At 47.6% G+C, this 12125-nt stretch carries 14 protein-coding genes and 1 riboswitch; of the genes, 12 read left to right on the top strand and 2 right to left on the bottom strand.

The window, feature by feature from the left end; translation table 11 throughout:
• The first annotated feature begins 156 nt into the window (after positions 1-156).
• A riboswitch (TPP riboswitch) is annotated at positions 157-249 on the top strand.
• A gap of 70 nt (positions 250-319) precedes the next feature.
• From thiS to thiD, 8 genes are read left to right on the top strand one after another with little or no spacing between them, the layout of a single operon-like run.
• Entirely contained in the window at positions 320-517 is a 198-nt protein-coding gene (gene thiS, locus C3V43_RS03075) for a sulfur carrier protein ThiS (RefSeq protein WP_106070435.1), read from the top strand.
• Positions 518-522: 5 nt separating this feature from the next.
• Positions 523-1155: a thiamine phosphate synthase gene (locus tag C3V43_RS03070; RefSeq protein ID WP_394336147.1), complete on the top strand. Its 633-nt coding sequence runs from the start codon at positions 523-525 to the stop codon at positions 1153-1155.
• Positions 1156-1195: 40 nt separating this feature from the next.
• Complete coding sequence (locus C3V43_RS03065) at positions 1196-2008, top strand: thiazole synthase (protein ID WP_106068547.1); 813 nt, start codon at positions 1196-1198, stop codon at positions 2006-2008.
• Between the two features lie 34 nt (positions 2009-2042).
• Positions 2043-3743, top strand: a complete 1701-nt coding sequence (thiC, locus tag C3V43_RS03060; RefSeq protein ID WP_235655879.1) for a phosphomethylpyrimidine synthase ThiC — start codon at positions 2043-2045, stop codon at positions 3741-3743.
• Between the two features lie 19 nt (positions 3744-3762).
• Positions 3763-4908 (top strand): 2-iminoacetate synthase ThiH, encoded by a 1146-nt coding sequence (gene thiH, locus C3V43_RS03055; RefSeq protein ID WP_106068545.1) that lies wholly within the window; start codon positions 3763-3765, stop codon positions 4906-4908.
• A gap of 16 nt (positions 4909-4924) precedes the next feature.
• On the top strand, positions 4925-5620 hold the full coding sequence (locus C3V43_RS03050; RefSeq protein WP_106070434.1) for a HesA/MoeB/ThiF family protein: 696 nt from the start codon (positions 4925-4927) through the stop codon (positions 5618-5620).
• 7 nt (positions 5621-5627) lie between these two features.
• Positions 5628-6221: a thiamine phosphate synthase gene (locus C3V43_RS03045; RefSeq protein WP_106068544.1), complete on the top strand. Its 594-nt coding sequence runs from the start codon at positions 5628-5630 to the stop codon at positions 6219-6221.
• Positions 6222-6265: 44 nt separating this feature from the next.
• A complete protein-coding gene (thiD, locus tag C3V43_RS03040; RefSeq protein ID WP_106068543.1) occupies positions 6266-7096 on the top strand; it encodes a bifunctional hydroxymethylpyrimidine kinase/phosphomethylpyrimidine kinase in 831 nt (276 codons plus the stop codon).
• On the opposite strand, the gene C3V43_RS03035 is transcribed toward thiD, so the two are convergent.
• Entirely contained in the window at positions 7097-7750 is a 654-nt protein-coding gene (locus tag C3V43_RS03035; protein WP_106068542.1) for a DUF4476 domain-containing protein, read from the bottom strand.
• Positions 7751-7968: 218 nt separating this feature from the next.
• On the opposite strand from C3V43_RS03035, the gene C3V43_RS03030 reads away from it, so the two are divergent.
• Together C3V43_RS03030 and C3V43_RS03025 are read left to right on the top strand one after the other, a co-directional pair.
• Positions 7969-8778 carry a patatin-like phospholipase family protein gene (locus tag C3V43_RS03030; RefSeq protein ID WP_106068541.1) on the top strand — a complete coding sequence of 270 codons (810 nt, stop codon included), beginning with the start codon at positions 7969-7971 and terminating at the stop codon, positions 8776-8778.
• Positions 8779-8810: 32 nt separating this feature from the next.
• Positions 8811-10508, top strand: coding sequence for an alpha-amylase family protein (locus C3V43_RS03025; RefSeq protein WP_106070433.1), 1698 nt, complete (start codon positions 8811-8813; stop codon positions 10506-10508).
• Between the two features lie 51 nt (positions 10509-10559).
• On the opposite strand, the gene C3V43_RS03020 is transcribed toward C3V43_RS03025, so the two are convergent.
• Positions 10560-10793: a DUF6965 family protein gene (locus C3V43_RS03020; RefSeq protein ID WP_106070432.1), complete on the bottom strand. Its 234-nt coding sequence runs from the start codon at positions 10791-10793 to the stop codon at positions 10560-10562.
• Between the two features lie 164 nt (positions 10794-10957).
• Here C3V43_RS03020 and C3V43_RS03015 point away from each other — a divergent pair, with 164 nt between their 5' ends.
• On the top strand, positions 10958-11623 hold the full coding sequence (locus C3V43_RS03015) for a DUF2461 domain-containing protein (RefSeq protein ID WP_106068540.1): 666 nt from the start codon (positions 10958-10960) through the stop codon (positions 11621-11623).
• Between the two features lie 38 nt (positions 11624-11661).
• Positions 11662-12108, top strand: coding sequence for a NanQ anomerase/TabA/YiaL family protein (locus C3V43_RS03010; RefSeq protein WP_106068539.1), 447 nt, complete (start codon positions 11662-11664; stop codon positions 12106-12108).
• Positions 12109-12125 lie beyond the last annotated feature (17 nt).

Below are 12125 nucleotides of genomic sequence, written 5' to 3'. Positions count from 1 at the left end.
AAGTGAAGTTTAAACAGGCTTTTATTCCTGACTTCTTTGTTATGTTCTTTTGTTCTTTTGCCTGAAATCCATACTTTTCAGGCAAAAGAATAAAAGAACTTTTTTTATCTCCCCTATTACTTGCTTTTGCCTCCTCTTTGTTGTATCTTTGCCAACGTAAAGACAAAGGGGTGCCCCTCGACGGGCTGAGATCATACCCTCGAACCTGATGCAGTTAGTACTGCCGTAGGAATTGGATATTTCTTTTCTTCTAAAAGCATCTGCCGTAACGGCGCGCTTCTTTGTGTTTACTTCCATTATTTTTTTAGAAACAGAAAAAATGAAAGTATCAGTCAACAGCAAAGAAGTGGAAACCGATGCCACCACCCTTGCGCAACTTATTGAAGAACTCTCCTTGCCGGCACAAGGCATTGCCGTTGCCGTAGACAACCGCATGGTGCCCCGTGCGGAATGGCCGGCGCATGTCCTGCATGAATCCCTGTCCGTCGTCATCATTAAAGCCGCCTGCGGAGGGTAACTGTCATGGCACAAATTCAGTTTATCACCCATCATACGGAACGGTATTCCCATCCGGATGCCGCACGCATGGCTCTTGAGGGCGGTTGCCGCTGGGTGCAACTGCGCATGAAAGACACACCGGTGGAAGAGATAGAGCCTGTGGCCCTGAAAGTACAAGCCCTTTGCCGACAATATGAAGCCACTTTCATCATTGACGACCATGTGGAGCTGGCTGGGAAACTGCATGCCGACGGTGTGCATCTTGGAAAAAACGATATGCCCATAGCCGAGGCACGCCGTATTTTGGGCGGAAATTTCATCATAGGCGGCACGGCCAATACGTTTGAGGATATACGGATGCACCATGCGGCAGGTGCCGACTACATAGGTTGCGGTCCTTTTCGCTACACCGCCACCAAGAAAAACTTGAGTCCGATATTGGGAATAGAGGGCTATATGGACATTCTCGGCCAAATGCGGAAAGCGGACATATACTTGCCGGTAGTGGCCATCGGAGGAATTACGGCGGAAGACATTCCGGCTGTCATGCAGACAGGCGTTGGCGGGATTGCCCTTTCGGGCGCGGTGCTGAGCGCCCATCAGCCGGTGGAAGAAATGAAAAAAATCATTAGGCTCGTGCAAGGAAGTCGTCAATAAACATGGAAATAGCCAACAACAAAACAACAAATACACCAATATGGAAAAATTAGTGATTGCGGGATGTGAATTCAATTCCCGCTTGTTTTTGGGAACGGGAAAGTTTTATTCCAACGATGTCATGGAACAGTCCGTTCTGGCATCCGGCGCAGAAATGGTGACGGTGGCCATGAAGCGTATCGACCTGAACGACAAAGAGGATGATATGCTGAAACACATCTGTCATCCTCACATCCGGTTGCTGCCCAATACCTCGGGAGTACGCAACGCCGAGGAGGCCGTTTTTGCCGCACAAATGGCACGTGAGGCTTTCGGTACAAATTGGCTGAAACTGGAGATACATCCCGACCCTCGTTATCTGCTGCCCGACTCCGTAGAGACCCTGAAGGCTACGGAAGAGTTGGTGAAGCTGGGATTTGTGGTGCTTCCTTACTGTCAGGCAGACCCGACTTTGTGCAAACGCCTCGAAGAAGCCGGCGCCGCCACCGTCATGCCGTTAGGTGCACCCATCGGAACGAATAAAGGACTGCAAACCCGCGACTTCTTGCGAATCATCATCGAACAGGCCAACATCCCCGTCGTGGTAGACGCCGGCATAGGTGCTCCGAGTCATGCTGCCGAAGCAATGGAGATGGGCGCTGCGGCTTGCCTCGTCAATACCGCCATCGCCGTAGCCGGCAATCCGGTAGCCATGGCAAGAGCATTCAAACAAGCCGTGGAAGCGGGCCGCATGGCTTATGAGGCAAAGCCGGGTGTGCAGGCCGATAATTTTGTGGCGGAGGCAAGTTCACCGTTGACGGCGTTCTTAGAAAACTCTTCTTCCGAGAAAAATGACATTTCTATGACTTTTTGACGTAAATTCTTTTGATTCATTCAATCCAATCATCATGAAAATAACATATCCCCGTTCCGAAAAAGTATATCTGCCGGGTAAGCTGTTTCCCGAATTGCGCGTAGCCATGCGCAAGGTAGAACAAGTGCCCGGCACTCATTTTGCAGATGGCAAGAAGGTAATCACCCCCAACCCCGATGTATATGTTTACGACACCAGCGGCCCGTTCAGCGACCCCGACATGGAAATCGACCTGAAAAAAGGACTTCCCCGGCTGCGCGAACCGTGGATATTGAGTCGAGGCGATGTGGAACAATTGCCCAGTATGACATCGGAATACGGACGCTTGCGCCGTGCCGACCGTGCGCTCGACCACCTTCGATTTGAGCATATCACACTGCCCTATCGTGCCAAAAGCGGAAAAAGCATCACCCAGATGGCTTATGCCAAACAGGGCATCATCACTCCCGAAATGGAGTATGTGGCTATCCGCGAGAACATGAATTGTGCCGAGTTGGGGATAGAGACCTACATCACTCCGGAGTTTGTGCGTCAGGAAATCGCCGCAGGACGTGCTTTGCTGCCCGCCAACATCAACCATCCGGAAGCGGAACCGATGATTATCGGCTGCAATTTCCTCGTGAAAATAAATACCAACATAGGCAATTCCGCTACGACATCGAGCATCGACGAAGAGGTGGAAAAAGCCGTTTGGAGCTGCAAATGGGGAGGAGATACGCTGATGGACCTTTCTACGGGCGAGAACATACACGAAACACGCGAATGGATTATACGCAACTGTCCCGTTCCCGTAGGTACAGTGCCCATTTATCAGGCTTTGGAGAAAGTGGGAGGAAAGGCGGAAAACCTCAGTTGGGAGATTTATCGCGACACCTTGATAGAACAGTGCGAGCAAGGGGTGGATTACTTCACCATTCACGCCGGCATCCGTCGCCACAATGTGCATTTGGCCGACAAACGCCTGTGCGGTATCGTGAGCCGTGGCGGCAGCATCATGAGCAAATGGTGCCTTGTGCACAACCGTGAGAGCTTCTTGTACGAACATTTTGACGATATCTGCAACATACTGGCGCAATACGATGTGGCAGTATCTTTGGGCGACGGACTGCGCCCCGGTTCCACATACGATGCCAACGACGAAGCCCAGTTTGCCGAGCTTGATACGATGGGCGAACTCGTGCTCCGGGCTTGGGAAAAGAATGTGCAGGCCTTTATTGAGGGGCCGGGCCATGTGCCCATGCACAAAATCAAGGAAAACATGGAACGCCAGATAGAAAAATGCCACAATGCCCCCTTCTATACCCTCGGCCCTATCGTGACGGATATAGCACCGGGATACGACCATATCACCTCCGCCATCGGTGCGGCACAGATAGGCTGGCAGGGTACGGCGATGCTGTGCTACGTCACTCCCAAAGAGCATCTGGCGCTGCCCGACAAGGAAGATGTACGCGTAGGGGTAATCACCTATAAGATAGCGGCGCATGCGGCCGATTTGGCCAAAGGGCATCCGGGAGCGCAAGTGCGCGACAATGCCCTGAGCAAAGCCCGGTATGAGTTCCGCTGGAAAGACCAGTTCGACCTCTCGCTCGACCCGGAACGTGCTTTCGGTTATTTCCATGCCGGCCGGCATACCGATGGAGAATATTGCACGATGTGCGGGCCGAACTTCTGCGCCATGCGCCTGTCCAGAGAGCTGAAAGGGCACAAAAATAAAATCGAAACAGTTTCTTAATCTTTTTTCTATCGGATAAATGTTTTCAGACGAATTAGCAAATATATCATGGGAAGAAACCACGAAGCGCATCCATGCCAAGACAGAGGCCGACGTGCGCCGTGCCCTTGCCAAGGAGCATTGTGATGTAAACGATTTCATGGCACTTGTTTCTCCTGCCGCCACTCCCTATCTGGAGACAATGGCACGCCTCAGTAAGAAGTACACCGAAGAACGTTTCGGAAAAACCATCTCCATGTTCATCCCTCTATACATCACCAATTCCTGCACCAACTCCTGCGTGTATTGCGGCTTTCATATCGGCAACCCGATGCCGCGCACCATCCTGACGGAAGAAGAGATTGTGAATGAATACAAAGCCATCAAGAGGCTGGCTCCCTTCGATAATCTGCTGTTGGTGACGGGAGAGAATCCCGCCCAAGCCGGCGTGCCCTACATAGCCCGTGCCCTCGACCTCGCAAAGCCCTATTTCAGCAACCTGAAAATAGAAGTGATGCCTCTGAAAGCCGAAGAGTATGCCGAACTGAAAGAGCATGGATTGAACGGCGTTATCTGTTTTCAGGAAACCTATAACAAGGCGCATTATCACATCTACCATCCACGCGGCATGAAATCGAAATTCGAGTGGCGGGTCAACGGATTCGATCGCATGGGACAGGCCGGCGTGCATTCCATAGGCATGGGGGTACTTATCGGGTTGGAGAAGGAATGGCGGACGGACATCACCCTGATGGCCTACCACCTGCGCTATCTTCAGAAGCACTATTGGAAGACGAAGTACAGTGTCAACTTTCCGCGCATGCGCCCTTCGGAGAATGGCGGTTTCCGCCCGAACGTCATCATGAGTGACCGAGAGCTGGCGCAAGTCACCTTTGCCATGCGCATCTTCGACCATGACGTAGATATCTCCTACTCCACCCGCGAACCTGCCGCCATACGCGACCACATGGCAACACTCGGCGTGACGACCATGAGCGCCGAGAGCAAAACCGAGCCGGGAGGATATTACAGTTATCCGCAAACGCTGGAGCAGTTTCATGTGAGCGACGAGCGCAAAGCTGTGGAAGTGGACAGGGCATTGAAGCGTTTGGGACGCGAACCGGTGTGGAAAGACTGGGATGCTTGTTTCGATTTGAACACCCCCTCCCGTAAAATCCATGCCTAAAAACAGAGGACGGACAATGAACAGATACGGCAGACAACTTGCTCTCCCCGAACTGGGAGAAACCGGACAGAAGAAACTGCGCAACGCCAAAGTGCTGATAGTGGGTGTAGGAGGATTGGGTTCGCCCATCGCCCTCTATCTGGCAGGTGCAGGGGTCGGCACACTGGGACTTGTGGATGATGATGCGGTAAACATCAGCAACCTGCAACGCCAGGTGCTCTACTCCGAAATCGAAGTGGGACAATCGAAGGTGGCCTGTGCCGCCCGAAGATTACACGCCCTGAACAGCGAAGTGGAGGTACGCCCCTTTCCTTTTCGCATCCATAGCGGAAATGCGGCAGATCTGATAGAAGGTTATGATTTAGTAGTGGATGGTTGCGACAATTTTGCCACACGCTACTTGATGAACGACACCTGCATTGCCTTGGGCAAACCTTACGTGTATGGAGCCATTCAGGGGTTTGAAGGACAAGTATCCGTATTCGGTTGCGGCAAACGTCCCAAAACCTACCGTGACCTTTATCCAGATGAGGAGAAAATGCGGCTTATGCCTCCCCCCGACAAATCGGTCATCGGTGTCACCCCCGCCGTTGTGGGCAGTGTGGAGGCGAGTGAAGCCTTGAAACTGATTTGCGGCTACGGCGAACCGTTAACCGGCAGGCTTTGGACCATTGATTTAAGAACCATGCAATCGTATATCCTTTCATTATAAGAAAACCATGAAACTGATTGTTATCACCCGCCCGCGCTTCTTTGAAGGAGAAGCCGCCATCATCACCGCTCTGTTTGAGAACGGTCTGGAAATTCTTCATCTGCGTAAGCCGGAAGCCTCTGCCGGGGAGCTGGACTGCTTTCTTCAGCAACTACCGGATGAATATATGTCGAGGATTGTGACGCATGAGCACTTTCAGATGGTATCTGTTTTCAACCTGAAGGGCATCCACCTGAACGGGCGCAACAAGCATGCACCGACGGGTTATTCGGGACATATCAGTTGCTCTTGCCATTCGTTCGACGAAGTCTCGCAACGCAAGCGTCTTTGCGATTATGTTTTTCTCAGTCCCGTTTACGACAGCATATCCAAAGAAGGATACACCTCAGCCTACCCTTATGACAGTTTGCTGAAAGCGTGTCAGGCAGGCATCATCAACGAAAAAGTCATCGCATTGGGAGGAGTCGGCATACAGCACTTGCCCGAAATCCATTCTTTAGGATTCGGAGGTGTTGCCGTGTTGGGCGATGTCTGGAAAAGAAAAGAGGAAGATATCCTTCCCCATTTCATCCGCTTACAAGCCTCCTGTGCACCTGTATAACTTCCCCATTAGTATGCTCAATTTTTAAAATATCGACTTTCTCTATGCCTTCCATCATTCTCTCTATTGCCGGTTCCGACTCCTCAGGCGGTGCAGGCATTCAAGCCGACATAAAGACGATTTCGGCTTTGGGTGGTTATGCCGCCTCTGTCATCACGGCTGTCACGGCACAGAATACGATCGGAGTACAGGCTGTGTATCCGATGCCTGCCGATGTGGTGCGAGCGCAAATCGTGTCCGTAATGGATGACCTCCGGCCGAATAGTGTCAAAATAGGTATGATACACGATGCCGAAACGGTATATTCCATTGTGAAGTGCCTTCAAAAATACCATCCCGCATTTGTGGTGTATGACCCCGTCATGGTATCAACCGGCGGACAACCCTTGATGACTGAAGGAACCATTCGAGCCATCAAGGAAGAGCTTTTCCCTTTATGCACCCTTATCACCCCGAATCTGCACGAAGCAGGCTTGCTGTGCGAACAGCCGATTTTTGATACGGACGAGATGAAACAGGCGGTCCGAGAATTATCATATAGGTTTCGTACCTCGGTACTGATCAAGGGCGGTCATCTGCAAGGTGCTGACATGTGCGATGTTCTTTACGAAAGACGCTCTTCCGACTATGCCGACACTGTTCCGCTCTCCGAATGGACAATCTACTCCCATACCAAAATAGAAAGCCGGAACCTGCACGGCACCGGCTGTACGCTTTCTTCCGCCATCGCCACAATTTTGGCCGACGGACACCGGCTCGATGAAGCCGTCTGCCGGAGCAAGGAGTACATCAGTCAAGCCATTGCCCGGGCAAAAGAGATGAAAATAGGACAAGGCAACGGACCTTTATGGCATTATTTCCCGTTATCGGAATGATTAACGGCGTATGCCCAGAATCTTCTTGGCGTCATCCCTCTTGAACAATGAATCGATGGCATCCAGAATCTCATCGTAGTTTTCAATGTCTTCAATGCCCGAAGCAAACATCTTTAGCACTTTTATCTTGTCGTCATCAAAAGGAAAGAGCGACATCAGTCTGGCGCATTGTTTACAACTAAGGTTATTATTGCGGGAAGCCACATGCAGCATCTCAGTCTGGTCGTCTTTGAAAGGACGGGATTTTACTTTTTCATACAGACGCTGGAACTCTCCGGGGTGCATTCCTTTGAAATAAAAGCCGACGGGAGGATTTATGACCATACCGTCGGGAGGTGTCGGCACTGAATAAGCATCTCTCCTGAAAGAATCCATGGCAACCACCTTACCCTCTTCAAAGCTTATCACGATCTGGGTTGTCGTGGCGATAGCGTCTTCGTTATAGAGTTTTCTTGTAAACTCCCACTCTTCGGTTTCCCTGTCGAAACGGCGAAATTCAGGAGAACCCAATATGTTGATTACCTCTTGCTTGCTCATTCCTTTTTGAATGCTGCTCAATACATTTGTACTGGAGTTGGAAGGGATAAGTGAAGCGCAACCGGAAAATGCCATGACGATTGTCGCCCCTGCAATAATTTGTCTGAAAGTTTTCATCTTGTCAAGTTTTTAGTTACCGCAAAGATAAACAGAATAACGGATATAGCTCAGGTTTTCTTCCTATTTGTGGAAAGGGATTTCCCTACGGATTTATCCGAATATCCATAAAAAACAGTAAGCTCCTGCAACATACGAACTTTTTTCGGCCGGAACCCTTTCTTCCTGCAATAAAATCACTAATTTCGTGCCGAACATTGCAATTTATTCTTTTTAGTATGGAGGCAGCAGCAAATAATTGGTTCACTCAAAAACATCCGGTAGGCTTTGCGTTAAGTGGTGGTTTCATCAAAGGTTTTGCCCATTTGGGGGTAATGCAATCTTTATTGGAACATGATATAAAGCCTGATATACTCTCCGGTGTGAGTGCAGGTGCTTTAGCTGGAGTATTTTACGCCGACGGTAATGAACCGCATAAAGTACTCGACTATTTCTCAGGACATAAATTTCAGGACTTGACAAAATTGGTGATACCTAAAGTCGGCCTGTTTGAGTTGGGAGAATTCGTTGATTTCCTAAAGAGTAACCTGAAGGCTAAAAAGCTGGAAGAACTGCAAATTCCTATGATTGTGACTGCTACCGACCTGGATCATGGGCGTTTGGTACATTTTCATAAAGGAGACATTGCCGAACGTGTGGCCGCGTCGTGCTGCATGCCGGTATTGTTTGCTCCGGTACAGATTGACGGAACTTATTATGTAGACGGTGGTGTACTGATGAATCTGCCTGTCACTACATTACGACGTATATGCGACAAGGTGGTGGCAGTAAATGTTAGTCCGCTGATGGCGACGGAATATAAGAAAAACATTGTCAGCATTGCGATGCGCTCATACAATTTCATGTTTCGTTCCAATACTTTTCCGGAGCGGGAAAAAGCAGACTTGTTGGTAGAACCTTATAATTTGGCAGGATACAGCAATACGGAGTTGGAGAAAGCTGAAGAAATATTCATGCAAGGATATAACACCGCCAACGATGTGCTGCAAGGCTTGCTTGCAGACAAAGGAAGTGTTTGGAAAGCGTGAAGTAAAAGATTATGATATGGAGTGCGAAAGATATGAAGGAAGAGAATAAATTGATTATTTACCAAGTATTTACCCGGCTATTTGGGAACAACAATAACCATTGTGTGAATAATGGTGGCATAGACGAGAACGGATGCGGCAAAATGGCAGATTTCTCAGCCAAGGCATTGGGAGAAATTAAGAAATTGGGGGCTACGCACATTTGGTACACAGGCATCATCGAGCATGCTACCCAGACAGATTACCGACGTTATAACATCCGTCCCGACCATCCGGCTATTGTGAAAGGGAAAGCGGGATCTCCGTATGCCATCAAAGACTATTATGATGTAGATCCGGATCTTGCTAAAAATGTTCCGGAACGTATGAAAGAGTTCGAGAATCTGGTGCAACGCACACATCGCAGTGGCTTGAAGGTTATCATCGACTTTGTGCCCAACCATGTAGCCCGTCAATATCATTCGGATGCTCAACCGGACGGAACCTCGCAATTGGGAACAAACGATGACGTGAATCATGCCTTTAGTCCGTACAATAATTTCTATTATATTCCGCAATCCGAATTGCGCGGCCGATTTGACATAAAAGGACCGGCATCTGAATCTTATAGGGAGTATCCGGCAAAAGCTACCGGGAATAATCGTTTTGATTCCTATCCCGATGCCACCGATTGGTATGAAACGGTAAAATTGAATTATGGAGTGGATTATCAGAACGGTGGGACTTGTCATTTTGACCCCATTCCCGACACTTGGCATAAGATGTTGGATATTCTGCTGTTCTGGGCAGGAAAAAACATTGATGGCTTTCGTTGCGATATGGCGGAAATGGTTCCCGTGGAGTTCTGGGAATGGGTCATCCCTCAAGTCAAGGCTGCCTATCCTTCCATTTTATTTATAGCCGAAGTCTACAATCCGGGAGAATACAAGAACTACTTGTTTAGAGGCAAATTTGATTATTTATATGATAAAGTGGGGCTTTATGATACCTTACGGGCTGTGACTTGTGGACAAGGCTCGGCAACGGATATCACACGCTCATGGCAGAGTCTGGGGGGAATAGAGACTCGTATGTTGAACTTTTTAGAGAACCATGACGAGCAGCGCATTGCTTCTGATTTCTTTGCAGGCAATTCGCGCAAGGCGATCCCGGCACTCATTGTATCCGCATGTATGAATACCAACCCGATGATGATTTATTTCGGACAGGAATTCGGCGAACCGGGCATGGATAGTGAGGGCTTCAGCGGAAGAGACGGGCGTACTACCATTTTTGATTATTGGAGCGTTGATACAATCCGCCGTTGGCGCAATGGAGGTAAGTTCGATGGCAAAATGCTTACAGAAAAACAGAAGTATATATATGACACTTACCAACGGATACTGACACTCTGCAACGAAGAAAAAGCCATCTCGCAAGGTGCTTTTTTCGATTTGATGTATGCTAATATCGGAGGATGGCGCTTCAACGAACATAGGCAATATACTTTTTTGCGCAAGTATGAAAGTGAGTTATTGCTGTTTGTCGTAAATTTCGATCACCTGTCAGTCGATCTTGCTATCAATATTCCCGCTCATGCTTTCAGCTTTCTGCAAATGCCACAAATCAATCAGTATGAAGCCACCGATTTGCTCAGTGGAAGAAAAGAGAGTATCAGCTTGCTTCCTTACAAGGCAACCAATGTTGCTGTTGAAGGATACGGAGGAAGAATTCTGAAGATTAGGTTATAAGGTTGGACAGATGACAAGATAAAGGTCCGGCGAAAAAAATGGAGGAAGCGTTTAAATGCTTTCCTCCATTTTTGCTTTCAAGCGAATCAAATGTGTGATGGCCGGATTGTAGAATGGGTCAGGATAGTGTGCCTCTATATCGCTTAAATTTGCTTTGACATAGCGCTTCACGTCCACAATGTTTTCGGCCTCACTCAATCTGATTTGTTGAGGAAAAGAGGCTGTTCTGGCCCATGCTATCAAATCATTGACTTCTGCTTCACTGTAATTCTTGTATTCAATCATCTTCCGTTCTTTTTTGCAAAGATAAAACAAATACCTCACAATCTCTTTGCCTGCTTTAAACAAAATATGGAGTTGCGATGTTGCCCAATGCTTTTTTTATCCTTCTTTGTGTTATGTTAGAAATATTATCTGTAAATTTGGCAGGTTAAAGGAATGAATATGATATGAATATACCCGCTATATTTCAATTTTTGAAGGAACTGTCTGCTAATAATAATCGTGAATGGTTCAATGCTCATCGGGAACTGTATGAATTGGTTCGTAACGAGTTTGAAGAATTGCTTACTGTTATCATTTCCCGTATTTCTTTGTTTGATGAAAGCATTCGTGGCATAGAGGCAAAAGATTGTACTTACCGTATTTATCGTGACATACGTTTTTCCGAAGACAAGACACCTTATAAAACTCATTTGGGAGGATACATCAACGCCAAAGGGAAGAAGTCCGACCATTGCGGCTATTATATCCATTTGGAACCTGGTAATTGTATGTTGGCAGGAGGAAGCTATTGCCCCCCTCCTCCCCTCTTGAAAGCTTTGCGACAGGCTGTTTATGATAATATCGATGAATTTCGTGGCATAGTAGAAGATCCGTCTTTCAAGCAATACTTTCCCGTTATAGGAGAAAATTTCCTGAAAACAGCTCCTAAGGGCTTCCCAAAAGATTACCCTTACCTGAAATATCTTCAATGTAAGGAATATACGGTTGCTTGCCAATTACCGGACAGTTTCTTCTTGCCCCCTGATTTTCTGGAGCGTACGGATGACATTCTTAAGCAGATGAAACGTTTTTCTGACTTTGTAAATTATACGATAGATGATTTTGAATAGTTTACCCATATAATAAACTTGCTAAAACATTAAATATTATGATTATAGACAAACTTGAAAATATAGAAAAATATGTTTCGTTGAATCCTCTGTTTGCACAAGCCTTTGACTTTTTGAAATCTCACGACTTGAATACCCTCGAAATCGGTAAGATTGAACTGAAAGGAAAAGACTTGATGGCCAATGTGACACAAACAAAATCTAAAACCAAGCAAGAGGCCAAGTTGGAAACTCACAGAGAATATATTGACATTCAAATACCGCTTTCGGGGACGGAAACAATGGGATATACCACTTCCAAAGATTGTGTTCCCGCCGATTCTGTCTACAATGCAGAGAAGGATATCACTTTCTATGAAGGATTGGCCGAAAGTTATATCGAAGTGAAACCAGGCATGTTTGCCATTTTCTTTCCTCAAGACGGACACGCTCCGGGCATCACTGCTGAAGGCGTGAAGAAAGTAATAATAAAAGTAAAAGCATAAATTTATCAAATATCCCC

The organism is Prevotella heparinolytica, assembly GCF_002998535.1.
Classification (GTDB): Bacteria; Bacteroidota; Bacteroidia; order Bacteroidales; family Bacteroidaceae; genus Bacteroides; species Bacteroides heparinolyticus.
This window is presented reverse-complemented; position numbering and strand designations above follow the sequence as displayed.